We start from the raw sequence: 26,998 nt of genomic DNA, 5'->3' as shown, positions 1-26,998 counted from the left end.
TTTATGTAGTATGTTTGATTCATTTTCGCATGATACATAACGTCGAACAGAAAAACCCCTTCCATTGCGAAGGGGCTTTTATCATACGGCTACGCCTACTGATAAACACCATCATCATTTTAACAACTTTCGTATGAATTTTAAAGCACTTTTTGTAGAAGAGTAACGAATTTTCATGTCGAATGCTGTAGATTGGGCTAAAATGCTTTTATAATGTGAAAAAGTCCGAAAACTTTCTTTCCCATGATAACCCCCTAATCCACTACTTCCAACACCCCCAAAAGGTAAATATGGCGTGGCAAGATGATAGACAACATCATTAATACAGCCTCCACCATATGAAATATTACTCGTCACTTTCTTTTGTACTTCTTTATCTTCAGAAAATACATATAACGCTAACGGCTTCGGATGTTGCTGGATTGTGCCAATTACATCTTCTATATTGTCGTACTCTATGATTGGTAAAATCGGACCAAAAATTTCATCTTCCATAACAGCATCTTGCCATGTAATATCCGCTAGCACTGTCGGTTCAATATGTAATGTATCTTTCTCATAGTTTCCACCAATTACGACTTGACCATCTTGTAAAAATCCACATAATCGTTCAAAATGACGCTCACTTACAATACGCACATAATTTTCATTTTTCAAAGGTTCTTTACTATACTGCTCTGTAATTTCATGTCGCAGTGCCTCAATTAGCTTTTCTTTCACGGAAGAATGCACGTACATATAATCAGGCGCTACACACGTCTGCCCTGCATTTAAAAACTTACCCCAAACAATTCTTCTTGCTGTCATCTCTATCTTTGCATCTTTATGTACAATACAAGGACTTTTCCCGCCAAGTTCTAAAGTGAGCGGCGTCAACTGTTTCGCTGCTGCTTCCATTACAACTTTTCCAACGCTAACACTACCAGTAAAGAAAATATAATCAAACGGTTCCTTCAGCAAAGATGTACTCTCTTCAACGCCACCTTCTACTACCGCTACAAGCTCTTCTGGAAATAATTCATCTAGCATTCTCTTAAGCACTTTTGAAACGCTTGGCGTTAACTCTGACGGCTTTAAAACGATTGTATTTCCAGCTGCCAATGCTCCTACAAGTGGTGCAATTGCTAATTGAAAAGGATAGTTCCACGGTGCAATAATAAGCGTCACACCATACGGTTCTGGCACTACTTTTCCTTTTGATCCAAAATGAGTCAGTGCTGTTCGAACTCGCTTCGGTTTACTCCACGATGACATATGTTTCAATTGAAAGGAAATTTCTTTTAATACATATCCAACTTCCGTTGTAAACGACTCGTGAACTGACTTATTTAAATCTAATTTCAATGCCTGAAATATTTCTTCTTCAAAATGCTGAATGCCTTCATAAAGCTTCTTCAAATTATTCTTTCTCATTTCGATGCTTCTCGTATGACCTTTTAAAAAATATTCCTTTTGCCTACTTACAATAGAGGAAATACTCATTCACTCACCTTCTCCCACTATTTTTATCCAATTCTTTCATTATTTATATAGACTTCATATATAACAAATTTCTATTCTTAAAGTTACATTATATATGACTTTTTCAGCTATATAAAATTCATTGCTCACAAAAAAACTACCGAAAGAAAATCTCTCGGTAGTTTCACAGTATTAACGATATAAACGAACAGCACCTGCAGAATTATCATCAGCTTGTCCTACTACTTCAAACTTCAGACCAAGCTTCGGTAAAATACGTCCTGCATCTGGAATCTGTTGATTAATATACGTTTTAGAATCATCAAACTTCGGTACACCCGCTAAACCATCATACGTATACGTTCCACGCGTTGGAGATACAACTTTCCAAGCTGGCGTTTTATCGAATGAGAACGCCGCATCAGCGATTTGGAATCGTGTACTACTTTCCACTGTCGGTTTACCATTTAAAGTTCCTACAATTGCTTCTGGATGAGAATCAACTACACCTAGGAATCCGTGTCCTGGATGTACACCTACCCAGTTATCTGTGTAAGCTGAATCTGCATACCATACGACCATACCACTGTTATACTCTGGACCACGAGCAAATTTTAACGCGTTATCTGAACCAGCATAGTTTCTCCACTCAACATAATAGTTATGGCTCTTCTTCTCTGTTCCGTTAGAAACAGCAAAACCATCTAATTTGAATTGTGATGTACCTTCTGCATCATCAGAGAATACTACGTTACCATCTACTGTTAATGAAGCATTATCAAGTAGGAAACCATTTAATGCTAAACCACCATCAGTAATGTAATCAAATGTTAATTTTACTTTCTTACCTTTGAATTGGCTTAAATCATATGATTTGTCAATCCATTTGCCATTTGTCGAATCTGCATTTCCACTATTAGCTTTCTCACCAAGTCTTTCAATTAACGTTTGTTGACCATCTTCTGTTACAGCGTGTACTTCAAGGAAGTCATACTCTGCTTCAATTTCATATAATGATTTGAAGTCAAATTGTGCAGTCGTTGCATTTGTTAAATCGAACAGCGGTGTTTCCATCTTCGTATGAAGATCATCACCTTTTGTGCTGTAGTAATACTGTTTTCCGAATGCCGGCTCAATTGTTTTTATATCTTTATCTGGTAAGTTAACACGAATCATACCCGGACGGTTAGATTTCGTAACACTTTGGTCTAAATATGTTGCTAGGCCGATACCTTTATTTAATTTCTCATAATCTACTTCTACGATATTTGCCCAATTACCACCGATTGTTTTTTGGAAAAACTCTTTATTTTGTGGTGAGAAACTTGTTGGCGTCGTTCCAGCAATTTTACCTGCCCAGCTTCCGCCACTCATAATAGACCAAGCTTGAACTGGTTCACCATCTCCGCTATATTGTGTATCATACTCATCTGGTAAACCTAAATCATGACCATATTCATGTGCGAATACACCAACAGCCCCATCTTCTGGTTCAATTGTGTAGTCGAACGCTGCCATCTTTCCACCCCAATATGGAACTTTCGCTTGTGTACCTTCAATTGCAAATGGTTTTGGTCCAACTGTCCAGCGATGTGACCAAATTGCATCATCACCTAACTTACCACCACCTGCTTCTTGTCCAACACCTGCATGAATAATCATTAAGTGATCAATTAAACCGTCTGGTTGATTTTTATTTCCATCACCATTTACATCATATTGATCAAATTGATCAAACTCTGATAGATCAAGACCGCTATCTACAGCTGCTTTTAATGCATCTTTTACTAAATCACGTGGTCCTTTTGGTCCTTTATTATCATGACCACCGCTAGCAGCATCCGCACCGTAATCAGCAGCTTTACCAGGAACTGTTAACCATTTTGTAACTGTTCCATCTACAGTGTAACTACCACCAGATTGCTCTTCATAATATTGTTTAAATGTTTCAATTTTACTTCCATCATCTAACGTGAATGGCTCGTCACCGAATAACATTTTTTCATAGTGTTCTTTATTAAAGTCTTCCGAATACATATAGCCAGGCTCTTTATCAATATTGTTATGTTTAAAGTCAGCGTACTCTACAAGTAAAACGAGTACTTTATCTTTACGCACATCACCGTTATACGCTTTTTGCTTTGCTGGAGATGTTGGTACTTTACCATTTAATCCGCCTTTAACTGGTCCTGTCGCTGCAGGTGTTCCTGTTGCAGGGTTATCTAATTTTTCTTTCGTGTCTGCTTTCGCATCTTTCACTTTCTTTAAAAAGTCAGATGCTTCTTTCGTAAGTTGATCCCCATTCGGTACTTCTTTCCCAGGATTTTCACCCTTTTTGTTCTCTACATACTTTTCGACAGCTTTCTTTGTTTCTTTCTCTGAAGCTGACGAATCAATTACCCCACGTTTTTTTAGCGCATCTGCTAAACGTTCTTCCGGAATTAAGTGATCATCAACTGGGCTCGTAGCTGTTTTATTCGCAGGCGTTTCAGCATATGCAGATTGAGTGCCAGCTCCGAATGAAAGGCCTAATACAGCTGTTAAAGCGATTGATGACAAAACTTTGAACGGTTTCTTGTTCATCCCATATTTCCTCCCCTAATAAATAATATGTATTACAAATTGAATTTTATTAAAAATTCAATATTTTTTCAATATTTAGTCATATTATGTAATATTTTTAATATATTTGTAAAAATTTCATAGTTAGCATACGAATATATCACAATTCAACAATGTTTTCTGAAAATATTGAAAGTTTTTATCGAACAATTTATAATTTCCATAGAGGGAGTTTAATGGGGATTTTATCTTTGTTTCATCTACACAATATTTGATAATTCACTATATAAAACACAAAATCCGATTGCATTATCATGTATTCTGTAGCAGCAATTATGACCGATAATTAGGGAGGAATTACATTTGTACAAAGATAAGACAGACGCACTGGATCAAGAATGGATTGATTTAATACTTGAAGCTCTAGATGCTGGTATCGCCATGCAAGACATCGAGCAATTTTTCCAACGTATGAAGCCATCCAGTCAGGCTCAATAGGTTTGTTTTTTTTAACGAAGTTTATGTTATAATAATGACATCATAAGACAACTACATATTGATAGAAAGGTGCGCAAATATGATTGGAGAACGTATAAAACGCCTTCGTTTACAAAAAGGTATTTCATTAACTGAACTTGCCGAAAAAGCTGGCGTTGCTAAATCTTACATTAGTTCTATAGAACGAAATTTACAAAAAAACCCTTCCATTCAGTTTCTTGAAAAGATCGCAGCAGTTCTACAAATTCCAGTTGATACTTTACTTCATGATGAAACAACAAAGGAAACTAACCTAGACTCCGAATGGACACAACTCGTTAAAGATGCAATGAACTCTGGTGTCTCCAAAGAACAATTTCGTGAATTTCTTGAATTTACAAAGTGGAAGCAAAATCAAAAATAATAATAGAAAGAAGTGCTTACAACCAGCACTTCTTTTTCTTTATAAAAAAAAGCGGGGGATACCCGCCTTTTTTATTATCTTTCTTCCCCAGCTTCTTGGTTAGCATTGAATGTCCATTCTAAATTCAATGTATCACCTTGGAAGATATTTTGGTCTTTTCCATCATCTACAAATTCAAATTGTACCCATAGATAATCCTCTGTACCAGCTTCTAATCCACCTTTTTCTCCCCACTCAGGAGCGAAGATATCTTTAGCTAAAAGATCTGGATCAGCTTTTTGTAAGTCTGCTAAAGTTGTTTCGTATACAGGCTCACTTTGTTTGTCCCAGTTCCAAAGGAATTTTACTTTAACGTGCTTACCAAAGTCTTCACCTGCATTATCACCTTTTGCATCTTTAACAGTATACTTTGTTGCTAATTTAACGTCTTTAATAGTTAACGAACCGCTGTTTTGTAATAAGAACTCTTTCTTAACAGAATCCCCTGGTTTTAAATCTTTAATATCTACAAGCGTCTTAGGGTTTAATGTAAGGTCTAACGTCCCAGCTGCAAATGTATTGTTTGATACTTCTTTATCACTAAAGAATGCAAATGTTCCTCCACCAATTAAAGCTAACCCCAATGCTGCTGATGCAACTCCCATACCTAATTTCTTTTTCAGACTCACAATCAATTCCCCCTAGCTTTTTTTATATTTTTATCACTTATTTTTCAATAAGAGATGTAAAGAAAACTATATTAGCTTAGCCAATATGTGTTCTTTTTTAAAAACCTTATGTTCATTATAACGAACAAACCTTTATAAACACAACACATATTTATTAATATTTTCAGTTATTTTTATTTCTCAATATTATTTAGACTTTTCAGAAAAAATAATGATAATTTATAACTTTTTTCACACTCAAATCATTTAATACTATAAGAAAAAAGAAAAACAAAGAGGTGAGGGCTAACGTTCCCTCACACTCGTATAAATATTACTAGTCTTGCTTATTCGTTCGCTCTCTCTTACACCACATTCTTATTTTCTGGCTGTTTCACTAAAGCAGTTACTCCGCTTTCTTCTGCTCTTCTAGCTTTTTCTGTTCTTCCAATTTCTTTTGCTCTTCTACTTTTTTCTGTTCTTCCAATTTCTTTTGCTCTTCTACTTTTTTCTGTTCTTCCACTTTCTTTTTCTCTTCTACTTTCTTCTGTTCTTCTACTTTCTTTTGTTCCTCTACTTTCTTTTGTTCTTCTACTTTCTTTTGTTCTTCTATTTTCTTTTGTTCTTCTATTTTCTTTTGTTCTTCTATTTTCTTTTGTTCTTCGGCTTTCTTTTGTCCTTCCGCTTCAATTGCAACGTTTAATTGTTGCTGAAGAGCCTGGATTTGCTCATCAATAGCTTTCAAGCTAATTTCTTTCTCAATATAGTCACGCTTCTCTTTGATACTGCGGAAGCCTTCATTTACATATATGGACACTTGCTGCATCGACTCATCTTTATTTACCTTTAATTCTTCTTGTATTTGATTGTAAGGAGCTTCTATTTCAGTATATACATTTTGCAGGGCTTCCTTCTCAGCAACAATTTTCTCACGCCCTTGTTGCCATACAGAAATCGCCTGTTTTATTTCTTCAATAGAAGTTGCTTTCGATTTCCCCTTCATCGTTCCATACTCACGCTCAATAAACTGTTTATGTTTTTCAGATTGCTCTTTTAACGTATTAACTGTTTTCGGAAATATAATTGCTGTAGAAAGCGTCGCTTCTACTTTCGTTTCATGAATGAACGCCGCTTCTGTATGCGTCATAATTTGAGATCCTAAATAAAACGTAATAGAACACATACACGGCAATATAAGCATCTTTTTAAAATTACGCGGTCTTTTCAGCATCTTAATCTCTCCCATCGAACGTTACGTTCTTTATACAGAACATTACCTATATTATAGTAAAGAACTATTAAAATTGATAGACAAATACTAGAAAAATAGAAAAAGGGCTATCCATGTGATAGCCCTTTTTATTATTATCTTTCTTCACCTGCTGTTTGTTGTGCATCAAACGTCCAATTTAATTGTAACTTATCACCTTGGAATTGATTTTGATCTTTTCCATTATCAACGAACTCAAATTTCACTTTGAATTTATCGGATTTACCTGCTGAAATACCTTTTTCATCCCAGAACCAAGCCGATAAATCATTATCTACAGCTGTAAGTGTGTCACCTTTTAATTTATCTAAAGTAGTTTGTTTCACAATTGTCTCATGTTTATCTACATTTTTTAAGAATGTTACTTTAATATGTTTACCAAAATCATCTTTATTATCTTTCTTTACATCTTCTACATTATAATCTGTTTTCAGTAGAACCTTTTTAATATTTAAAGAGCCTTTATTTTCTAGTTTAAATTCTTTTTCAATTGTATCCCCAGGTTTTAAATTCGATACGTTAACAACCGTTGATGGATTTAATGCTAAATCCAGTGTTCCAGCCGCAAATGTATTGTTTGACACTTCTTTATCACTGAAAAATGCAAATGTTCCTCCACCAACTAAAGCTGCTCCTAATACCGCTGATGTAATACCCATTCCTAATTTTTTCTTTAAAGTCATGTCCATATCCCCTTAATATATATTTGTTAACTTCCTAAACGGAAAGTATAACCAAACGAACTAGACGGATTGTTCTACTTTTTTATCTTTCTTTTCTCCGTCAATGCTACGAATAGCACCAAAAATAGAAATCGCGGAATAACCAAGTAAAAAGACTCCTGGAATAATAAGAAGTAATGCTGCTCCCGCTTTTGAATTCGCATAATTCAGTAAATAACCAACATACGGAACTGTAATATCTGCATACTTTCCAACTACATTTTCTGCAAGTACTGGCTCTAAATCTGGTCCGTTGTTGTTATCCCCTTTTGTTTCATACATTACTTTTCCATTTGTATCTTTCACACCGATAATACGGTGAGTGATAATTTTTTGATCTTTCTCTTTAAAGGTAATAACATCACCTTTTTGATATTTAGAACCATCTTTTTTTGGTTCTATTGCAATGATTGATCCTGTTAAAAACGTCGGCTCCATTGATCCTGAAAGAACGCTCTTAAATTGATATCCCATCACTGTCGGATCACCACCGCTTGCTTTTGAAGAAATAACTACAAAAGCTAAAAAAACCATCAATGCAAATAAAACAAATGAGATCGCGTTGCTAATTATCTTCCATATTAATTTCATCGTCTCTCTCCCTCTCCGTTGTTTTATATTATTTGAAGTATGCAATATCCACTTTGTTCTTTAACAAGAACACAAGTAAATGATATAACGAACTTTAAGTTATTGCAATAAGAAAATTTACAATTATTAGTTATTTTAAGTATAGAAAAAAGACTGTGCCAAAATTTTACACAGTCTTTTTATTAGTAATTTATTTACCTTCTGATTTCATTCCTTTTGTATTTCGGCGCAACACTACATATAAAATTGCTCCAAATAATACAATCGCACCTATCCCAACACTTATTACTTTCACATTTGAGTCTTTTACTTCAGGCATAGTTGTATCTTTTTTAGGCATCGTAAAAGTGACATCTTCTGTTGAAAGAACATTTACCGTCGCAATTGTTTGATTATTTTTCGTAATATCAACTGCACCAACTACCTCACCACGATGTATTCCTTTATGATATAAAGATTCTTTATCTAATGAAGCCGCCCGGAAAATAGTTTTCACATTTTTCCCTTCATCTTTCTTAAGCATAAGCTCCGCACTTTGTTCCAACTCAGAATTAACATTTTTATTTAAATATGTTGTTTTTTGATGCCAATTATGTTTATCAAGCACCATTTGCTTCGTAAATTGACCGAAAGAATATTCCGCCATCTGCTTCAAATCTTCATAAATTTCAGGTCTTTGAGAAGCCATTACTACGCTTATAATACGATTTCCATCTTTCTCATTTAATAAAACAAGTGTATTACGTGCTTCATTCGTAAACCCTGTCTTACCGCCAATGCTATATGGATTTTCAAAAAAATTAGATTTATTAAAAATAGACACCGTCTGCCTAGACGTCGTAACTGTCGTTCTTTTCGTATTCATCGCTTGTAAAATTTCAGGATACTTTTGCACACCCTTCGTAATCATAGCCATATCATACGGCGTCGTATAATGGTTCGGATCATGCAATCCATTCGGTGTTACAAAGTGGCTATCTTTCGCCCCCAATTGCTTCGCTTTCTCATTCATCATATTAGCGAAATTCTCAACACTCCCGCCAATCCGCTCCGCAATCGCATACGACACATCATTCGCACTCAGCACCATTAAAATCATAAGCGCAGTATTTCTATTAATTGTCTCTCCAGGTTGAAACTCAATTTGATAATTACTCTTCTCTTGATCTAATGCTAATTGTGAAAATGTAAATTGATCCTCTGGCTTTGTATGCTCCATGAGTAAAATCGCTGTTAACACCTTCGTCGTACTAGCAGGAAATGCGCGGTGATATGCGTTTTTGTCATACAAAACATCTCCTGTTTTTGCATCAATTGTCGTTGCAAACTGACTAAAAACATTCGGTCCTTCCGCAGGTGGTGGTGCAACTTGTTCTGGATTTACTCCAATATTCGTCTCAGCACGCAATGTCATAGGTGTCAAAAAAAACGAACAAATAACTGTAATAAAAACCAAAATTTTCTTAAAATTTACCATATGACTCTCCCTTTTCCATTTACTCCTTAACAAAATAATAAATCTACCAATCATATGTAATTTGTATTATATTGGAAGAATTTTCACTATTTTTTACTATATCATACTTTTACGATAAAGAACATAAATATACAATAAAAATAAGAAGGAATTACTCTTTCTTATCCTTCTCATCAATCAACGAATCTATTAACTTTTGACTAGCTTCCTCGGGCGTAATCTCATCTGTTATTCCCATAAACGACCAACCTTTAGAATCAACCCACTCAACAAACTCTTGTAAAAATTCATCATGTGTAACATCCACATCAAGAATCGATCCATTAATCGAAATCGTTCTATTTTTAGACACGCGCATCTTGAACGTTTTTCTTACCATTACAACTTTTCTCCCTCTACTTCTGAATATTTATAAAGTGAAACTTTCATCAACCCTCACCAATCGGACTTTTACGGCCATCCAGACTCCAACCTAACTTCTTTACTTTTGCTGAATTTCGAGGTAAGGGATCTTACTGCCTGCAAATAGCGAGATAAAATAATCATGTATCTCTGTTATACATGATTTTCAGTAAATTGTAAAAAGGATATATTGGCCAATTGGCATATTGAAACTGAAAATCTATCATTCTGCAAAAATATCAAATGATATGTAATTGATCATAAATGACTAAATAGATTCACATAAAAATAAAATAACTTACATTTTACCACACCAAATACAAATGACTTTCTTACAATGGAATGGAGTATACTAGAAGAAAACTTAAAATGAGGAGGAACCTCATGACGCGTTGTACGTATTGTAAAACGAAGTGGACAATAAAAGATGTATGGGCAATACTCGTGACATTTGAAAAGGATTGTCCGTATTGTTTTATGAGACAATATCTATCAAAGAAAACGGTGAACGCTATGCCAGAACTTATAAGCTTACCTTTACATTTCTTACTCCCTTTTCTTGTTGATTTGAGTGCTGAAGGTCCTTTGGATTGGTATCGTAAATAATATAACCACTACATCCAAAGACTACTTTCTACTAAATTCGCTTCTCATCATTATTCCTTCATACATTACTAGCATAATCGCTTATACTTTCCCTTTTGAAGATTCTCTAACTCAGCAGGAAGAGCGTCCCCTGAACAAGGTTTATCAATTATGACTTTAATAAACGATGATATATGCATACTGTTAAGCATAAAAAATTAGCATTAAGTTCCACTCAAATATTAATTGAAACCCAACACTCCATTTAATCTGTAATCTAGAATACAAGCAGTGTTTTTTATTATGCATTTTTGCATACAGTATTATTTTCTCTTGTAAATAGATAATAATGTTATATAATAAAACCAACATTTTACCAATAAAAGGTAATAATAAGTAGTGGAATAAGTAAATAACCAAAGCGTATTAACAGATTTGTTCTATGTAAATCATGATACATATATAGAATCAAAACTATGAAATTTTATCTTGTGATTAGATTACTACAAGATGAAAGATTCATAGCGAATACACTTAAGGAAAAAACGTTCCATTAGATTAATATGATATCTATCGAACGAATTGAGAATATACTTAGGGGGAATTTCAAGTGAAAACATTTGGTAAAGTATTATTAACAGGAGCTTTAGCTTTAGGCGGTTTAACAGCTATGAACATTGATACACCAAAGGCACATGCTGACGGAGCAAGCGAGTTCTGTCGTTATATTTGTGGTCCTAGCGAAACGTTGAATGGCTTCACAATTCAATTACACGCTACAGAGTACAGCTACGGCCAAAATATGATTGCAAAAATCACAAATGATAGAGCTGAAGATGTGCGCTATCGTGTAACTATTGAAAAGAAATGGGCAAGTGGCTGGGGTTACTATGAAACTGACTTCAATTTTGGCTCCGAATTACCAGCTGGAACAAACGAAGAATTTTACAATACAACTGGTTTTGGGGGACAACTTCCAGAAAACGGGGAATATCGTTACAAAGTTAAAATTACAAATGCTGACGGTTCTGTAGATACAATTTATACAGCTTCAATGACACTTACAGGAAGATAGCTCATGAACGAGCTCCATTATTTATACTTGTATTTTTGATGATATCATTGATAATTGCGGTGATATTATTATTATTGAAATAAGCTCTTCTGGGCTTATTTTTTATATACAAATTGGAATAATAATATTCAGAAAATTACATCTTTACACTATTGAAGTTTGTTGCTATTATAAGAATACGTCAAATGTTACAATATTCAACAAATTATATAAATCCTCCGATTACACGAATGAAAACACATTGCTGATCGTAATATTTATAGTTGGGATCCCGTAGCTCAGCAGGGAGAGCGCCACCTTGACAGGGTGGAGGTCGTGAGTTCGAGCCTCTCCGGGGTCATATGAAAAAGAGACACCATATCAACCTTCTACGTGATATGGCGTCTCTTTTTTATCTCATTCAATTACTTCCCACCAAACATCTTCTCCAAAGACTTCGCATTTGCAAACAATACTTCTTTCAAGTTATCGTCAGCAACGATTTTATAGTCGCCATCTTTGTCTTTCTTTAAGTTCAATGTAACTTCGCGAGTTGCCATTGCTGCATCTTTATCCGTTAAGTTTTTGATGATAGTTGAGGTCATTGTTTTTTCGATTGCTTTTTCAGATTGTTCTTTGTCTTCACTAAATGCGCTAGCGAAGGCCATTGGCACAACTTCTCCCACTGCTTTTGTTACAGCAACGGATAGATCAGCAGATGTAATTTTCACTTTCACTTCTGCTTTGTCATCCTTTTTCGATACTTCTTCTAGCTTTTCAAATTTAAAGTTCTTTGTAATTGCACTTAGCATTGCTTTTGCCTCAGCATCATCTGTTTTTTCATTTAGTTTATTAAATTCCTTGTCACTCTCAACAAATGTACGAGCTTTTTCTACATCACCTTTTTGTATCGCTGTTAAAAATTCTTCTGTAGTATCTTTCGGATTTGCACACCCTGCTAAAACACCTGCTGTTAATCCTACTACCATCATTAATAGCAATAATCTCTTTATCTTTTGCACACTCATTCTCCTCTTATCTTTTCTAGTAAGTCAGCATCATACAATATTATGAAACTTACATTACAAACATTTTTTAGTATAGCATTTATATGATTCGTTTCCTATTAACTCCCAAAAGATAAAGGACCTTGCAGCATTCCTACAAGGTCCCTCTTCTATCAATCTATATCCGTAGCACAAATGAACCACATTTTCTGCTCCCTACTACCCGCCACCATCCACATACTCCAATCAAAAATCATAAGCAATAACCAAAGTGATATATTAATATCAGTAAATAATAAATATAAAATGTAATCTCTCTTTTGTATTGCTCCTCTATTCATCAAAATGTAAGCGGCACCGATAGGAGGAAAAAGACAAATATTTTTCTTAACGACCACGGATACAAAGTTACTGTCTGCATATGAATCTCCTTTTCATCATAATACTTGCTTCAACATCGGTCTCACTACCCTATATTCATCACTATAAGCTTCCTTTATGATTAAAGGCGGGTAATCACTTTTTTCTTCCTCAATCATTATGAATACTTCTGTTTTCTCTTGTAATGTATTAGATTCACTATTTTTAGTAGGTTTTCTACTTGTTTTAATTTTCTTTGTTACTTCGCCAAGTTTTTGCCCAACTTCTTCTACTTTGGCAGGTTCATTCGTAACATAGTATTCTTGTTCGTCCCATACTAATATAGGTGGCACTTGTTCTCTTTTGTTACATATTATATAAGTAGTACTAGCTATAAGTAGTATACAAGTTAATAAATAGAAGATAGTTTTTTTATTCATATACTACACTCCTTATCTATCATTTCATTGGATTATATAATATAAGTCATTTATAGTAAATGGATTTAGTGGTAATTTTTAGGTTGAACAATAAAGAAAAACCTTACCGAAGTAAGGTTCCGTTTTACATTCTATAGCGACTGATTAATTACTACGATCATTACAATAATCGCTATAAGCATAACAACTAAACAGCCGATTAATTTATAAAATCCTCGCTTCGTTAACGTCCCGCCTTGAACGTCTTTACGAATAAATAAGAATACGGCTAAAAATAATACAAGCCCAATGCCAAAAGCATACATCATTTGCATATGTTAATCTTCCTTTCTCTCTTCCATCTTAATATCTTTTTGCCAAAACAACAAATGAGATAAAGACGGTACTCATTGTAAGTGCCATAAGTATATTCAATAATTCAGTAGCTGATAGTGTAAGTATTTTTAAGTTTAAGCCGATAGAGAAAAGAAGATAATATGCCGTTAATGCAAAAAAGGTTACAAACATTCCTTTATAACGAATAAGTTTCATTCGCTCATCTTTTTCTTTAAATTGTGGGTGCAAGTAACTAAGGCAGAAACACATAATCATCATTGCAAGTAACGTATAAGTAGGACTTGGCGGTGCAGAATGCGTCATTATACCTGTTAATATCATAAATCCACTCATAAATAGAAAAATAATTCCCATAATCACAAAGTACTTTTGTGAATAATTCATCCCTATTCCCCCTCTTCTTTTCCTTCATAAATAAATACATGTTCTATTGTTGTCTGAAATGTTTTCGCTATTTCAAATGCTAGCGGAAGTGATGGATCGTATTTCCCTTTTTCAATTGAGATAATGGTTTGTCTGGAAACTCCAAGTTTCTCAGCCAACTTTTCTTGAGATAGTCCAAATTTTTTCCGGTATTCGACCATTTTATTTTCCAAGGAAATTTCTCCCTCCTTCCATATACCGAGTATATATGTAAAGGAAACTTTACGTCAAGTTCCCTTTACATATATTTTGATTATTATTCACGCTATTTATATAGAAGAAACTTTTTTCAATTTCAGCACGTCTATTTTGAAGCGAAACACGGAACACTGTAAATAGCTGTTACTATATCTCCTCACTTCTTTTTTTAAAATTTAATATCTCCATATTTGTTTTATCCTTTTAAAATATTTCATTTATTTCTTTATTTCACGAAATGCGTTATTTGTTTTACGGTGTTTTTCGTCATATTTATAGAAACTAACTGTTTATGAAGCATTTTTTATGTTTAGCAACTTTTTTTGTAGAAATCCTTCACTTTCCTTTCAATATTTAACACTATCTAAATAAAGTTTACGATAAATTCATAATTTTTTATTTTTTATACTATATTCCGTTATATTGTTGTATAATATCTATGAAAGCGCTTATTATTTCAATATACATAATTCAAACTATTTTTATCGAAACATTCTAACTATTATACCTATATTTAAATGCAACAATTATAGCTATTAGTATAGGCATACCAAATATATCCACCCCATTTTTCTGTAAAATTACTTTATAACATGAAAGATTAACTTGGGTGATAAGTTATTGTGAATGTTTTTTTACAAAACAGATAAGTAATAGTGTTTGGTATTATGTAAATTATTGTAATAACATAAGAGTAAAGAAAACATTTACATTGATTACTGATTCATTACTTATTGAAAAAGAGCAAAATGCACCTTTGTATGGAAAAGGATTATATGCATTGGGAGGTTTAAACAAATGACGAGGAAGAATACAACGACAAACCCTTGGGCCAAGTTCCATGGTCCGAACCTTGGTTATGTTATTGAGCAGTATGATCTTTACGTAACTGGAGCAGGTTCTGTTGATCCGGAATTACAAGAGCTTTTTGAAATTTTTGGAGCTCCTTCGTTTCAAGATGATGTCGTAACAGGGGACAACACAGCAACACATTTTTCTCCTCAAAACACAGGTAACATTGAAAAAATTCTTAAAGTCGTTCAACTTGTTGAGCAGATTCGTTCTTTCGGGCACACGTTGGCTCACATCAACCCGATGGAAGATGCTGCAAATGGACAATCTCTTCTTGAGAAAGCAATGAACGAACTGAGCGATGCTGACTTGAAAGCGATTCCAGCGAAAACAGTATGGCCAGATGCACCAGAAGGTATTCACACTGCACTTGATGTAATTCATAGATTAAAAGACGTTTATACAAAATCTTTAGCTTATGAATTTTCTCATATACAAGATAGTGAAGAACGCGCGTGGTTGCATCAAATGGTGGAATCAAATTCATTGCGTCAACCACTATCAAATAAAAAACGAACTGCTCTTTTAAAACGTTTAACAGCTGTTGAAGGTTTCGAGCAATTCTTGCATAAAACATTCGTTGGGCAAAAACGTTTCTCTATCGAGGGCGTTGATATGCTTGTACCTGTTTTAGATGAAATTGTTCTAGAAGGTGCTAAAAACGGCGTAGAGGATGTCATGATTGGTATGGCTCACCGCGGTCGTCTAAGCGTACTTGCTCACGTATTAGAAAAACCATATAGTCACATGTTTGCTGAGTTCAAACATGCAAAAATAGAAGGCGCAGTAGCCAATTCTGGCTGGACTGGCGACGTGAAATACCACCTAGGTAGAGAACAAGTCGTTAGTAACGAAGAAGTTAGCACTCGCGTTACATTAGCAAATAACCCGAGTCATCTTGAGTTTGTGAATCCTGTAGTAGAAGGTTTCGCACGTGCTGCTCAAGAGAATCGTAAAAAATCTGGTCTTCCAGATCAAGATACTTCAAAATCATTCGTAATTTTAGTTCATGGTGATGCTGCATTCCCTGGTCAAGGTATTGTATCTGAGACACTCAACTTAAGCAGATTGAACGCGTATCAAACAGGCGGAACGATTCATGTTATCGCAAACAATGCAGTTGGTTTTACGACTGATAGCTATGATTCTCGTTCTACGAAATATTCAAGTGACCTTGCAAAAGGTTTCGATATTCCGATTGTTCACGTGAACGCTGATGATCCGGAAGCTTGTCTTGCAGCTGCTAACCTTGCGATTCAATATCGCATGTTGTTCAAAAAAGATTTCTTAATCGATTTAATTGGTTACCGCCGCTACGGTCATAACGAAATGGATGATCCAGCAGTTACGCAACCACAAGTGTACAAAAAAATTAAAAACCATCCAACTGTAAGAGCAATTTATGCAGATCAATTACAAGCTGCTGGTGTTCTAAATGCAGATGAGGTTGAAACAATTACACAGTTTACACAAGAGCAATTAAAATCCGACTATGCACAAGTACCACCAGCTGATACGAGTGATGCAACAATTCACGTTAAAGTACCAGATGTTGTTGCAAAAGGTATTCAGTCAATTGATACTGGTGTTGAGATTGACTCACTTCGTGCAATTAATGAAGGTCTACTATCTTGGCCAGAAGGCTTTAACGTATATCCGAAAGTGAAGAAAATTCTTGAGCGCCGTAAAGATGCTCTTGAAGAGAACGGTAAAATTGAATGGGCACTTGCTGAATCATTAGCATTCGCTTCTATTTTACAAGAAGGTACGCCAATTCGTTTAACTGGTCAAGATTCACAGCGTGGTACATTCGCACACCGTCATATCGTATTACACGATACTGATACAAATGAAACATATTCACCGTTACATCGCTTACCAAACATTAATGCTTCGTTCTCTGTTCATAACAGTCCGTTATCAGAGGCTGCTGTTGTTGGTTACGAATATGGTTATAACGTATTCGCTCCAGAAACTCTTGTTATGTGGGAAGCGCAATATGGTGACTTCTCAAATACTGCGCAAGCATTATTTGATCAATATGTTTCAGCTGGAAGAGCAAAATGGGGTCAAAAATCTGGTTTAGTTCTTCTATTACCACACGGTTATGAAGGTCAAGGACCAGAGCACTCTAGTGCACGTCCAGAGCGTTTCTTACAGTTAGCTGCTGAGAATAACTGGACAGTTGCAAACTTAACGAGCGCGGCTCAATACTTCCATATCCTGCGTCGTCAAGCATCTATCTTAGGAACAGAAGCTGTTCGACCATTAGTATTGATGACGCCGAAGAGTTTATTACGTCACCCACTTACGCTTTCAACTGCTAGTCAGTTAAGCGAAGGACGTTTCCAACCTGCTTTAGAACAAGAAAACCTTGGCATGAAACCAAATAAAGTAAAACGTCTTGTTTTAAGCACAGGTAAAATGGCAATTGACTTAGCAGCAGAAATCGAGTCTGGTAAACATGAGTACAACTTAGACGAAGTTCATGTCGTTCGTATTGAGCAATTGTACCCATTCCCTGCTGAGAAAGTTCAATCTATTATTAAACGCTTTAAAAACTTAGAAGAAATCATTTGGGTTCAAGAAGAACCTCGTAATATGGGCGCATGGCATTACATGGCTCCAATTCTGTTCGAACTTGCTGGAGATAAAGTGAAAACAGGTTACATTGGACGTCCTGATCGCTCTAGTCCATCTGGCGGCGATCCATTCGCTCACAAAGCTGAGCAAGAACTAATTGTTGCACATGCTTTAGATGTGAAGTATAACTTCCGTCAAGATAAACAAGAAATTGAAGTTTACAGCAACTAAAAAGTAACAATGAAGGTTTCTAGCTTGTTCCTTGGGCAGAATATCTGCCCAAGGCCAGGCTAACAAATGGAGATTACCGAAGACAAAAGAAGAAAAAACACACCGTTAGGCAAATAAGGGGAGGACATTTAAAATGATCGAAATTAAAGTACCTGAGCTTGCAGAATCTATTACTGAAGGAACTATTTCACAATGGCTTATCAACGTAGGCGACAAAGTTGAGAAAGGTGGCAGCGTTGTTGAGCTTGAAACTGATAAAGTCAATGTAGAAATCATTGCAGAAGATTCAGGTATTGTATCGAAGTTACTAGGCGAACCTGGGGATACAGTTGAAGTTGGAGCAACTATCGCAATTTTAGATGCTAATGGAGCACCAGTTGCAGTAAGTACACCTGCACCGGCTGCTGAGCAACCAAAACAAGAAACGGCTGAAGCACCGAAAGCTGCGGCACCAAATGGTGAGCAAACTGCAACACTACAAGGTTTACCAAATACAAACCGTCCTATCGCATCACCAGCTGCTAGAAAAATGGCTCGTGAATTAGGAATCGACTTAAACGACGTACGTAGTACAGATCCACTTGGACGCGTGAGACCACATGATGTACAAGCTCATGCTGCAGCACCAAAAGAAGCACCAGCTGCTCCAAAGAGTCCAGCTCCTGCTCCAGTTGCAAAAACGGAATTCGAAAAACCAGTTGAGCGCGTGAAAATGTCCCGCCGCCGTCAAACAATTGCAAAACGTCTTGTAGAAGTTCAACAAACATCTGCAATGTTAACAACATTTAACGAAGTTGATATGAGTGCGATCATGGAATTACGTAAAGAACGCAAAGATGCTTTCGAGAAAAAACATGATGTACGTCTTGGCTTCATGTCATTCTTCACAAAAGCAGTTGTTGCAGCATTAAAACAATTCCCACTATTAAATGCTGAAATTCAAGGTGACGAGCTTATCATTAAAAAATTCTATGATATCGGTATTGCAGTAGCAGCTCCAGATGGATTAGTTGTTCCAGTTGTACGCGATGCTAACCAATTAAACTTCGCTGAAATCGAAAGCGAGATTCGTGAATTAGGTAAAAAAGCACGCGATAACAAACTTTCATTAAAAGAACTACAAGGTGGTACATTTACAATTACAAACGGTGGTGTATTCGGTTCTCTAATGTCAACACCGATCCTAAATAGCCCTCAAGTTGGTATTTTAGGAATGCATAAAATTCAAGTACGCCCAGTTGCAATTGATAACGAGCGTATGGAAAACCGCCCAATGATGTACATTGCTTTATCTTACGATCACCGTATTGTAGATGGTAAAGAAGCAGTTAGCTTCCTTGTTGCTGTTAAAGATATGCTTGAAGATCCAAAGTCATTATTATTAGAAGGTTGATAGATTAAAAATCTATTAAAGGCTGTAGAATGATTCATTCTACAGCCTTTTTTTATTGTGTTCATACGGGACAAATTTCATGACATAAGGTAATAATGTATGCCTAAACGTAAGGAGGATTAAAATGAATAACCTTCCAATTCATGCAAAACTTAAAGTAAATAAGGATACTTTCTTCCTCCCCGATTCAAACGGGGGTGTCTATTTTCGAAATAACGCCAGTTCATTTCGCATGGACGGTGATGGAATTTATGACTGGATTGAAAAATTAATGCCAATGTTTAACGGGAATTATTCTTTAGCAGAAATAACCGATGGCCTCCCTCTCCCCTATCAAAATCGAGTATTTGAAATTGGAGAGATTTTATATGAAAATGGTTTCGTTCGCGATGCAAATCAAGATGCACCTCATGAATTAAACAGTACATTACTCGACAGATATGCTTCACAAATTGAATTTTTAGAAGCTGATTCTCATTCAGGTGCTTTAAAATTTGAAACATACCGCGGAGCAAATGTCCTTGTACTTGGCTCCGGAGATATGCTTACTTCTTTAGTTTCTTCTTTATTAGAATCTGGTTTACCTACATTTCATTACCTCGTTACAGATCGAGATGAAACAAACTATGACAGAATACATGAGCTAATAGAACGTGCATATGAAGTTGATAATAGTGTACTCCTTCAAGAAATCGATACTACAATTGACCGTCCCTTGCATGAAGTATTCGAACCTTTTGATTGGATTTTATATGTTTCTCAAAATGGAGACATTGACGGTTTAAAAACAGTTCACACTATTTGTAGAGAAACGAAAAAGAATTTTATACCAGCTATTTGTTTATCAACACTCGGTATAGCTGGACCTGTCGTAACGGAAAATCGTGATGAATGCTGGGAATCCGCATGGCATCGGCTACATGAAACGACTTTGCAAAATGAAAATTCATCGGATTCCTTCTCACCAATTACATCTGCCATGTTAGCAAATGTAATCGTTTTTGAATTGTTTAAACATGTCGCGGATGATTCATATCGTGAAAAAGAATCACAATTCTTTTTATTAAACTATGAAACACTTGAAGGAACGTGGCATCCTTTTATAAAACACCCTCTTGCAACTGATGAAAGTTTTACAATTGATACGATAGAAAATCTTTCTGAAAAACTTGAGCATCGGTCGAACCAACATACTTCAACTGATGTATTCCGATTTTTTGACTCATTAACTTCTAAAGAATCCGGTATATTCCATGTATGGGATGAACAAGATTCATATCAATTACCGTTATCACAGTGCTATATTCAAGTAGCCAATCCACTATCAGATGGCCCAGCTCCCCTTCTGCCTCTTATGACTCGCAGTGGATTGACTCATAATGAAGCACGCCGAGAAGCTGGTTTAACAGGAATTGAAACATATGTAGCAGAAATCATTCACCGCCTTATTCCTGAACATAACGATATCGGTATCGGGGCTGGAGAAACGATGACAGAAGGATTTTACCGGGCACTACAACAACATTTAAACAATAAATTGTATGAGCGGCAATCACATATGCTAGAAGAACTTACAACGATTGATTTAACTGATATTCACGATAAACATTGTAGATTTTATTACGATGCCCTTGCTACAATTCATGAAACACCTAAAATCGCAATGAGCGAAGAGATTCTTAGTTTTCCAGTCGTTTGGGTTGGTATAAATGATAGATGGTACGGTGCATCTAATATTAATATGACGTTAGCGTTACGGAACGCACTACAACTATCACTGCTCCACATTCAAAGTGAAGAGACTCCTTACAGAGCTAATATCTTGCCTGAATCGTCTATTATTTTATATGACACGGATTCTTTTAGAGTGGAAATACAAGCGGAAGAAGACATTCCAAGCGTACAATCTTTACAACTCGCCTTACAACATTTAGAAGAACATAATTTTTACCCATTCGTATTTGATTTAGCAATTGAACCATTTTTGAAAGAAAGCTTAGACGGTGTATACGGAGTATTAATTGCAAAGGAGGACGGTCTATGACTCAAAATATATTGCTTATAGGGGATGGCCTTCTTGCAGACTATGTACATGATCAATTATGCAAACAATATTCCATCATTCGCCAGCATACCCTTACAGAAGAACTTCCTGAAAATATTCATCTCGCTCTCGTATTACATGATGGATCTCCTTCTACTATTCATCATGATGCTGAGCTAATTTTTCGGTCAAAACATATCCCGTGGCTACGTGGTTTTACTTCATTTGGCGAAGGTATTATCGGTCCTTACATTCATCCTCTTGCGCCCGGATGTTCCCATTGTTCTGATGGACGCCGTTTTATCGCTGGCTTTGATCAAAAAGAAATGTGGGAACTACAGCGGAAATATGCCTTTAAAGCAGATAATGTAACGAGGCGTGATGTACGTGCCACCCAAAATGGAATGTTGCAAATGTGCCATATTATTTGCGCAGAAACAGAAAAAATATTAACTCATAACCATTCCTCTTTAGAAAATGAACTTATTTTACTAAACTTACAAACATTACAATGTACGCGGCATTCTTTTCTTCCAGATCCTCTCTGTCCTGTATGTAGTAATTTACCTGATGATACTGCGGATGCGGCGGAAGTTTCTTTACAACCGAGTTTAAAAGTAAGCACCGAAACGTATCGCTGCCGTTCCATTCATGAATTAAACACATTTTTAACAAGAGACTATTTAGATTATCGGGTCGGTATGTTGAACGGCAAAATACAGCATTCTTTATTACCATTCGCTGACGTCATTATAAACATGCCATTAATGTTTGGAAATGAAGGTGTTGCAGGCCGAACTCATTCATTTGCAGTGAGTGAAGCAACTGCCATTTTAGAAGGTTTAGAACGATATTGCGGTATGTCGCCTCGTGGAAAAAAAACAAATGTGCATGGTAGTTTTCATGATTTAGAGGAACATGCACTAAATCCCCTCACACTCGGTGTACATACAAATGAACATTACAATCGTAATAATTTTCCATTTAAACCGTTTGATCCTGATTATGAGCAAAACTGGGTATGGGGATATTCTTTATCACAAAACAGACCGCTTTTAGTTCCTGAATCAATTGCTTATTACAGCCTCGGTCATCGAGATGCTTTCGTGTATGAAACATCAAATGGATGTGCAATTGGCGGTAGTTTAGAAGAAGCGATTTTTCACGGCATTTTAGAAATTGTAGAGCGTGATGCCTTCTTACTCACTTGGTATGCCGAATTACCTCTTCCCCGCCTTGATCTTAATTCAGCAAATGATACAGAATTACAATTAATGATCCAGCGGTTACGTACGATTACCGGATATGAATTATACGCTTTTAATGCGACGATGGAACACGGCATCCCGAGCTTATGGGTAATTGCAAAAAATACGCGTGAAAATGGAATGAACGTTGTTTGTGCGGGAGGCGCTCATTTAGATCCTATTCGAGCCTTAAAAAGCGCCATTCAAGAAATAGCAGGCATGTTACTTATAACAGACGATGAGCTCGAGCACAAAAGAGAATACTACGAAAAATGCTTACAAGATCCTTATTTCGTTAATAAAATGGAAGACCATAGTATGCTGTATGGATTGAAAGAAACGGAAGAACGTCTTCACTTCCTTTTACGAGAAGATGCACCGGTGCAAACGTTCCAAGAAATGAATGTATCACAATCATTTGATATGGATTTAACATCCGATCTCCACCAACTTTTAAATCGTTTGCATCAATCTAATCTGGAAATAATTGTTGTAGATCAAACCGTTCCCCTTATAGAAAAGAACGGACTATACTGTGTAAAAGTTATTATTCCAGGCATGTTACCGATGACGTTCGGACACCATCTTACTCGGGTTACAGGATTGGACCGGGTATATACCGTACCGATGACACTTGGATATACAGACGAACCTTTAACGAATGAAAAATTAAATCCACATCCACATCCGTTTCCATAGTAAAGGAGGGATTTCATGCAGCTAGATACTTTTTTACATCATCTCCATTTCTCTATCGATGAAATTATGCCGAATCATGAGGTGGACTGGAAAGACGCACCGCTTCCTTATAAATTATATCGAAATGTACCTACCATCCCGCTCTCCTTAGAAATCCCGTTATCTTTATCGAACTCTTCTACTACACCTACTCTAAATGAGATTGGTTATTACCTTTGGTATTCATTTGGTGTAACACAATTATGTCAGCTAAATAGCGAGAGAAATGTATTACGTAGATCCATTCCTTCAGGCGGTGCCTTATACCCGAATGAATTGTATATCTATTTAAAGGTTGACGATTATCCAGACGGCATTTACCATTATGACGCCGCACATCACCGACTTATTTTACTTCGCGAAGGAAATTTCGATTCTTATTTAACAGACGCACTCGGTAATCGCTGTAATATACATGATTGTTTCGGTGCTGCATTCGTATCCACTATGTTTTGGAAAAACTTCTTTAAATACAATAACTTTTCATATCGACTTCAAGGATTAGATAGCGGGGTTCTCATTGGACAATTACTAGAATGTGCAAAACAGTTCGGTTATACGAACGGCGTATACTTTCAATTTCTAGACCGTGCACTGAACCATTTACTCGGATTGTCAGAAGGTAAAGAAAGTTTGTATGCCGTTATTCCTTTAAGTACAGAGCCAGAAACTAATTGGTTTCACAATGATTACCGTGAAAATAAAACAGTTACTTCTCATGAGTTGTTGCAACAAATTCCGCCGCTCGCACATGAACATTTCATTCGCTCAAAACATGTAGATGAATATCCGATGATAACAAAAATAAATGAAGCTTCTATGATCGAATCGACAGCACACTTCCAAACACTACATCATGAAGAGCACTATCAACATAATACGTACGCTGTACAGCTACCAAAAGTAGAACGGTTATCGTATGATTTCTTGCAACTTTGCAGAAAACGATATTCTCCTGATGCGGACTTTATTTTAACGAAATGGGATGCAGCCGAGCTCGCTACTTTACTACAAGAAGCGAGTCTCTCCTTCCCCTATTACAACGATCTTGACGGTAAGTATAGAAATGAAAATACACGCATCTCCTTATATGGATGTTTTTATAACGTGAAAAATATTAAAAACGGGGCTTACGCTTATAACAGTAAAACACATTCCATACAACCAATTCGATATGGAGACCTTCGCTACCCACTTCAGTCTAGTATGACGATGGATAACGTTAACCTTTTTCAAGTACCACTTTGCTTACATGTAGTCGGAAAGAAAGATTACTATACACGTGCATTAGGCTATAGAGGATACCGCATTCACCAAATGGAAGCAGGTATACTCGTTCATAAACTCATTTTCGCTGCAACTGCTATGGGGATGGGCGGGCATCCGTTACTAAGTTTTGATACAAATTCATGTGATCAATTGTACGGTATTGATGCTGGGAATGAAACATCTCTTATTCAAGTTCCAGTTGGGGCATATCGGGCGCGGAATTGGTTAAAAGGGGCTTTGCATAGTTAAAAGCACGCCGATGGACGGCGTGCTTTTTTACTAGATTAACTTAAAAATACTCTTAATTTGTCTAGCAAATAACCAATTTTTCGTACCGTAGTTATCATTTAAACTATCTAAATTAATAGATTGTCCGTTAGCAAACTTTAATTCTAACGTAGTATTTTTGTCATTTGTTTTTAAATTACTATTTGTAATGGCATCATACTTTAATTTTTCAATCTCAATATATTCGTCTTTTTCTTGTCCGATCACGACATGGTCTTGGAAGAAGAAAAATACTTCTACTTTTTTACCGAAACAAAATACATTTTTCGTATAAATTAATGTCGCGTTATCAAGTCCGACACATACTTCTTTCATTTCTTCCACAACGTGTCCAAAGTCTTCTTCATGTCTTGCATTTGATTCAGCAATCCATTCTTCGATTGTTTTCATGTTAATTGCCATACTGCGCCCCCTGGTTCGTTCATTGCTTCGTTTAAAAAATAAATACTATATGAAAATATAAGCGATACGTACGATGTTTTCAAGGGGGCACGGTATATTCAAAATAAAGTGAAACTTTATTTACTCCCTCATTGTAAAAAAAATAGCACTTTAAAAAGTGCTATTCCGCTCTCCTTGCCGCTTGCTGAATTGGGTCCCACACGCTGTTATATGGTGGTGCATAACTTAAGTCGACATCTTCTAAATCATGAATACTCATTTTATTGAAAAGCGCCATCGCAATCACATCAATACGTTTATCTACGCCTTCTTCTCCAATTACTTGTCCACCTAATAATTGTTTCGTGTCAGAACGGTATAGTAATTTTAAGTAAAGTGGTTTCGCATTTGGATAATAGCCTGCCATATTTGTGGAATCTACTTTGACTGTTTTATACGGGATATGTAGTCCTTTTGCTTCTTTTTCATTTAAGCCTGTTCTTGCAAGCGTCAAATTCATAAATTTAATAATGCCTGTACCTAACGTTCCTTTAAAAGCTCTTCGTTTATCCAGCATATTCAGCCCGGCAAGTCGCCCTTGTTTATTTGCAGTTGTTCCAATTGGAATATGGTCATAAATTTCTTTTATCACGTGATAATGTGTCGCACAATCACCAGCTGCATATACATCTTGCACATTCGTCTGCATATATGCATTTACCTCGATGGCCCCTTTATGATTTGTACGTATGTTCGTTCCTTCAAGAAAATCAGTATTCGGCTTCACTCCGACAGATACTAAAACAAGATCCGCTTTATACGTACCTTTATCCGTTTCAACTGCTTCTACTCGTTCATTCCCTTTGAACGCTTTTACATTTTCATTCGTTAAAATTTCAATATGATGTTTATCTGCTTCTTTATGTATATACTCCGCCATATCCGCATCATAAATCGTACCGATATGATCATTTCGCTCAATCATTCTTACTTTCTTACCAAGTTCGACGAATGTTTCTGCCATTTCCAGTCCGATTGCACCACCTCCAATAATCGTTACATCTTCAACTTTACTCGTTTCTAGCGTTTTTAATATGCGCTCAGCATCAGGAATTGTTTTTAAAAGATGAACACCTTGTAATTCCCGTCCCTCCCATTCTGGCATAACAGGACGCACTCCAGTCGCAATTAATAATCGATCATATGGAAATTCAAAGACATCTTTCGTCTTCGTATGCTCTGCATACACCATTTTCTTTTCCGTATCTACTTTCGTTACTTCATGACGCACTTTCGCATCAATTCCATATTTCTCACGAAACGTCTTCACGTTGCGCGCAATTAACTTTTCAGTTGAAGCGATAGCACCACTAATGACATACGGTAATCCACACTGAGCGTATGAATAAATTTCACCTTTTTCTAAAGTTACAACATTTGCATTTTCATCGTTTCTAACAATTTGCATAGCTGCACTCATACCAGCTGCATCTCCGCCAATAATGACATAGTTCACTTTACCACTCCTTCTTTTTT

At 36.0% G+C, this 26,998-nt stretch carries 24 protein-coding genes, 1 tRNA gene and 1 pseudogene; 10 read left to right on the top strand and 16 right to left on the bottom strand.

Annotated elements, in window-relative coordinates:
• Positions 1-114: 114 nt before the first annotated feature.
• Positions 115-1,482 (bottom strand): aldehyde dehydrogenase, encoded by a 1,368-nt coding sequence (locus tag AXW78_RS06205; protein WP_000028374.1) that lies wholly within the window; start codon positions 1,480-1,482, stop codon positions 115-117.
• A gap of 171 nt (positions 1,483-1,653) precedes the next feature.
• On the bottom strand, positions 1,654-4,044 hold the full coding sequence (gene inhA1 / locus AXW78_RS06200; protein WP_046945123.1) for a M6 family metalloprotease immune inhibitor InhA1: 2,391 nt from the start codon (positions 4,042-4,044) through the stop codon (positions 1,654-1,656).
• Between the two features lie 342 nt (positions 4,045-4,386).
• On the opposite strand from inhA1, the gene AXW78_RS06195 reads away from it, so the two are divergent.
• Both AXW78_RS06195 and AXW78_RS06190 read left to right on the top strand, forming a co-directional pair.
• Complete coding sequence (locus tag AXW78_RS06195) at positions 4,387-4,521, top strand: anti-repressor SinI family protein (RefSeq protein WP_000276219.1); 135 nt, start codon at positions 4,387-4,389, stop codon at positions 4,519-4,521.
• A 79-nt stretch (positions 4,522-4,600) separates the two neighbouring features.
• A complete protein-coding gene (locus AXW78_RS06190; RefSeq protein ID WP_000578885.1) occupies positions 4,601-4,924 on the top strand; it encodes a helix-turn-helix domain-containing protein in 324 nt (107 codons plus the stop codon).
• Between the two features lie 74 nt (positions 4,925-4,998).
• Here AXW78_RS06190 and calY read toward each other — a convergent pair whose 3' ends face one another.
• From calY to AXW78_RS06160, 6 genes are all read right to left on the bottom strand, one after another.
• Complete coding sequence (gene calY, locus AXW78_RS06185; RefSeq protein WP_000053710.1) at positions 4,999-5,592, bottom strand: biofilm matrix protein CalY; 594 nt, start codon at positions 5,590-5,592, stop codon at positions 4,999-5,001.
• A gap of 385 nt (positions 5,593-5,977) precedes the next feature.
• The gene (locus AXW78_RS06180; RefSeq protein WP_061883907.1) at positions 5,978-6,802 is read right to left on the bottom strand and encodes a DUF4047 domain-containing protein; all 825 of its coding nucleotides are present in this window, start codon (positions 6,800-6,802) and stop codon (positions 5,978-5,980) included.
• Between the two features lie 134 nt (positions 6,803-6,936).
• The gene (locus tag AXW78_RS06175; protein ID WP_000172854.1) at positions 6,937-7,524 is read right to left on the bottom strand and encodes a CalY family protein; all 588 of its coding nucleotides are present in this window, start codon (positions 7,522-7,524) and stop codon (positions 6,937-6,939) included.
• A 60-nt stretch (positions 7,525-7,584) separates the two neighbouring features.
• On the bottom strand, positions 7,585-8,154 hold the full coding sequence (sipW, locus tag AXW78_RS06170; RefSeq protein WP_046945125.1) for a signal peptidase I SipW: 570 nt from the start codon (positions 8,152-8,154) through the stop codon (positions 7,585-7,587).
• A 190-nt stretch (positions 8,155-8,344) separates the two neighbouring features.
• On the bottom strand, positions 8,345-9,631 hold the full coding sequence (locus AXW78_RS06165; RefSeq protein ID WP_061883906.1) for a D-alanyl-D-alanine carboxypeptidase family protein: 1,287 nt from the start codon (positions 9,629-9,631) through the stop codon (positions 8,345-8,347).
• Between the two features lie 151 nt (positions 9,632-9,782).
• Positions 9,783-10,010, bottom strand: coding sequence for a hypothetical protein (locus tag AXW78_RS06160; protein ID WP_000251856.1), 228 nt, complete (start codon positions 10,008-10,010; stop codon positions 9,783-9,785).
• A 407-nt stretch (positions 10,011-10,417) separates the two neighbouring features.
• Here AXW78_RS06160 and AXW78_RS06155 point away from each other — a divergent pair, with 407 nt between their 5' ends.
• The 3 genes from AXW78_RS06155 (at position 10,418) to AXW78_RS06145 (ending at position 12,033) form a co-directional block, all read left to right on the top strand.
• Complete coding sequence (locus AXW78_RS06155) at positions 10,418-10,639, top strand: hypothetical protein (RefSeq protein ID WP_000196288.1); 222 nt, start codon at positions 10,418-10,420, stop codon at positions 10,637-10,639.
• A gap of 589 nt (positions 10,640-11,228) precedes the next feature.
• Positions 11,229-11,693: a hypothetical protein gene (locus tag AXW78_RS06150; RefSeq protein WP_000846650.1), complete on the top strand. Its 465-nt coding sequence runs from the start codon at positions 11,229-11,231 to the stop codon at positions 11,691-11,693.
• 267 nt (positions 11,694-11,960) lie between these two features.
• Positions 11,961-12,033: transfer RNA gene (locus tag AXW78_RS06145), tRNA-Val, on the top strand.
• Positions 12,034-12,097: 64 nt separating this feature from the next.
• Here the strand turns inward: AXW78_RS06145 and AXW78_RS06140 are convergent.
• The 6 genes and pseudogenes from AXW78_RS06140 to AXW78_RS06115 form a co-directional block, all read right to left on the bottom strand.
• Positions 12,098-12,694, bottom strand: coding sequence for a DUF4878 domain-containing protein (locus AXW78_RS06140; protein WP_001169497.1), 597 nt, complete (start codon positions 12,692-12,694; stop codon positions 12,098-12,100).
• A 158-nt stretch (positions 12,695-12,852) separates the two neighbouring features.
• Positions 12,853-13,100: pseudogene (locus AXW78_RS34775) on the bottom strand (hypothetical protein).
• 16 nt (positions 13,101-13,116) lie between these two features.
• The gene (locus AXW78_RS06130; protein WP_001036573.1) at positions 13,117-13,479 is read right to left on the bottom strand and encodes a hypothetical protein; all 363 of its coding nucleotides are present in this window, start codon (positions 13,477-13,479) and stop codon (positions 13,117-13,119) included.
• A gap of 131 nt (positions 13,480-13,610) precedes the next feature.
• Entirely contained in the window at positions 13,611-13,793 is a 183-nt protein-coding gene (locus AXW78_RS06125; protein ID WP_001178296.1) for a DUF3976 domain-containing protein, read from the bottom strand.
• A gap of 28 nt (positions 13,794-13,821) precedes the next feature.
• Positions 13,822-14,199, bottom strand: coding sequence for a hypothetical protein (locus AXW78_RS06120; RefSeq protein ID WP_001109911.1), 378 nt, complete (start codon positions 14,197-14,199; stop codon positions 13,822-13,824).
• A gap of 2 nt (positions 14,200-14,201) precedes the next feature.
• On the bottom strand, positions 14,202-14,411 hold the full coding sequence (locus AXW78_RS06115; RefSeq protein WP_000428506.1) for a helix-turn-helix transcriptional regulator: 210 nt from the start codon (positions 14,409-14,411) through the stop codon (positions 14,202-14,204).
• 823 nt (positions 14,412-15,234) lie between these two features.
• Between AXW78_RS06115 and odhA the strand changes: the two genes are divergently transcribed.
• From odhA to AXW78_RS06090, 5 genes are all read left to right on the top strand, one after another.
• Complete coding sequence (gene odhA / locus AXW78_RS06110) at positions 15,235-18,102, top strand: 2-oxoglutarate dehydrogenase E1 component (RefSeq protein ID WP_046945129.1); 2,868 nt, start codon at positions 15,235-15,237, stop codon at positions 18,100-18,102.
• Between the two features lie 133 nt (positions 18,103-18,235).
• Positions 18,236-19,495: a 2-oxoglutarate dehydrogenase complex dihydrolipoyllysine-residue succinyltransferase gene (odhB, locus tag AXW78_RS06105; protein WP_000569894.1), complete on the top strand. Its 1,260-nt coding sequence runs from the start codon at positions 18,236-18,238 to the stop codon at positions 19,493-19,495.
• Positions 19,496-19,619: 124 nt separating this feature from the next.
• On the top strand, positions 19,620-21,539 hold the full coding sequence (locus tag AXW78_RS06100; protein WP_001061558.1) for a putative thiazole-containing bacteriocin maturation protein: 1,920 nt from the start codon (positions 19,620-19,622) through the stop codon (positions 21,537-21,539).
• Positions 21,536-23,485: a TOMM precursor leader peptide-binding protein gene (locus tag AXW78_RS06095; protein WP_000192987.1), complete on the top strand. Its 1,950-nt coding sequence runs from the start codon at positions 21,536-21,538 to the stop codon at positions 23,483-23,485. Before AXW78_RS06100 ends, AXW78_RS06095 begins: the two co-directional genes overlap by 4 nt.
• Before the next feature lie 15 nt (positions 23,486-23,500).
• Positions 23,501-25,042, top strand: coding sequence for a SagB family peptide dehydrogenase (locus tag AXW78_RS06090; RefSeq protein WP_061883905.1), 1,542 nt, complete (start codon positions 23,501-23,503; stop codon positions 25,040-25,042).
• Positions 25,043-25,072: 30 nt separating this feature from the next.
• Here AXW78_RS06090 and AXW78_RS06085 read toward each other — a convergent pair whose 3' ends face one another.
• Positions 25,073-25,483 carry a DUF3908 family protein gene (locus AXW78_RS06085; RefSeq protein ID WP_061883904.1) on the bottom strand — a complete coding sequence of 137 codons (411 nt, stop codon included), beginning with the start codon at positions 25,481-25,483 and terminating at the stop codon, positions 25,073-25,075.
• A gap of 160 nt (positions 25,484-25,643) precedes the next feature.
• Positions 25,644-26,978, bottom strand: a complete 1,335-nt coding sequence (locus AXW78_RS06080; RefSeq protein WP_001110237.1) for an FAD-dependent oxidoreductase — start codon at positions 26,976-26,978, stop codon at positions 25,644-25,646.
• Positions 26,979-26,998 lie beyond the last annotated feature (20 nt).

Origin of the sequence: Bacillus thuringiensis, assembly GCF_001595725.1 — a bacterium.
GTDB classification, from domain to species: domain Bacteria; phylum Bacillota; class Bacilli; order Bacillales; family Bacillaceae_G; genus Bacillus_A; species Bacillus_A thuringiensis_K.
The sequence above is the reverse complement of the archived record's forward strand: the minus strand, read 5'-3'. Positions and strand labels throughout refer to the sequence as shown.

What these genes read in the sequence shown, in the direction of transcription:
- AXW78_RS06205 (WP_000028374.1), bottom strand. Translation starts at nt 1,482, where the DNA reads ATGAGTATTTCCTCTATTGTAAGTAGGCAAAAGGAATATTTTTTAAAA.
- inhA1 (WP_046945123.1), bottom strand. Translation starts at nt 4,044, where the DNA reads ATGAACAAGAAACCGTTCAAAGTTTTGTCATCAATCGCTTTAACAGCT.
- AXW78_RS06190 (WP_000578885.1), top strand. Translation starts at nt 4,601, where the DNA reads ATGATTGGAGAACGTATAAAACGCCTTCGTTTACAAAAAGGTATTTCA.
- AXW78_RS06180 (WP_061883907.1), bottom strand. Translation starts at nt 6,802, where the DNA reads ATGCTGAAAAGACCGCGTAATTTTAAAAAGATGCTTATATTGCCGTGT.
- AXW78_RS06175 (WP_000172854.1), bottom strand. Translation starts at nt 7,524, where the DNA reads ATGACTTTAAAGAAAAAATTAGGAATGGGTATTACATCAGCGGTATTA.
- sipW (WP_046945125.1), bottom strand. Translation starts at nt 8,154, where the DNA reads ATGAAATTAATATGGAAGATAATTAGCAACGCGATCTCATTTGTTTTA.
- AXW78_RS06165 (WP_061883906.1), bottom strand. Translation starts at nt 9,631, where the DNA reads ATGGTAAATTTTAAGAAAATTTTGGTTTTTATTACAGTTATTTGTTCG.
- AXW78_RS06160 (WP_000251856.1), bottom strand. Translation starts at nt 10,010, where the DNA reads ATGGTAAGAAAAACGTTCAAGATGCGCGTGTCTAAAAATAGAACGATT.
- AXW78_RS06155 (WP_000196288.1), top strand. Translation starts at nt 10,418, where the DNA reads ATGACGCGTTGTACGTATTGTAAAACGAAGTGGACAATAAAAGATGTA.
- AXW78_RS06130 (WP_001036573.1), bottom strand. Translation starts at nt 13,479, where the DNA reads ATGAATAAAAAAACTATCTTCTATTTATTAACTTGTATACTACTTATA.
- AXW78_RS06125 (WP_001178296.1), bottom strand. Translation starts at nt 13,793, where the DNA reads ATGCAAATGATGTATGCTTTTGGCATTGGGCTTGTATTATTTTTAGCC.
- AXW78_RS06120 (WP_001109911.1), bottom strand. Translation starts at nt 14,199, where the DNA reads ATGAATTATTCACAAAAGTACTTTGTGATTATGGGAATTATTTTTCTA.
- odhA (WP_046945129.1), top strand. Translation starts at nt 15,235, where the DNA reads ATGACGAGGAAGAATACAACGACAAACCCTTGGGCCAAGTTCCATGGT.
- odhB (WP_000569894.1), top strand. Translation starts at nt 18,236, where the DNA reads ATGATCGAAATTAAAGTACCTGAGCTTGCAGAATCTATTACTGAAGGA.
- AXW78_RS06100 (WP_001061558.1), top strand. Translation starts at nt 19,620, where the DNA reads ATGAATAACCTTCCAATTCATGCAAAACTTAAAGTAAATAAGGATACT.
- AXW78_RS06095 (WP_000192987.1), top strand. Translation starts at nt 21,536, where the DNA reads ATGACTCAAAATATATTGCTTATAGGGGATGGCCTTCTTGCAGACTAT.
- AXW78_RS06090 (WP_061883905.1), top strand. Translation starts at nt 23,501, where the DNA reads ATGCAGCTAGATACTTTTTTACATCATCTCCATTTCTCTATCGATGAA.
- AXW78_RS06085 (WP_061883904.1), bottom strand. Translation starts at nt 25,483, where the DNA reads ATGGCAATTAACATGAAAACAATCGAAGAATGGATTGCTGAATCAAAT.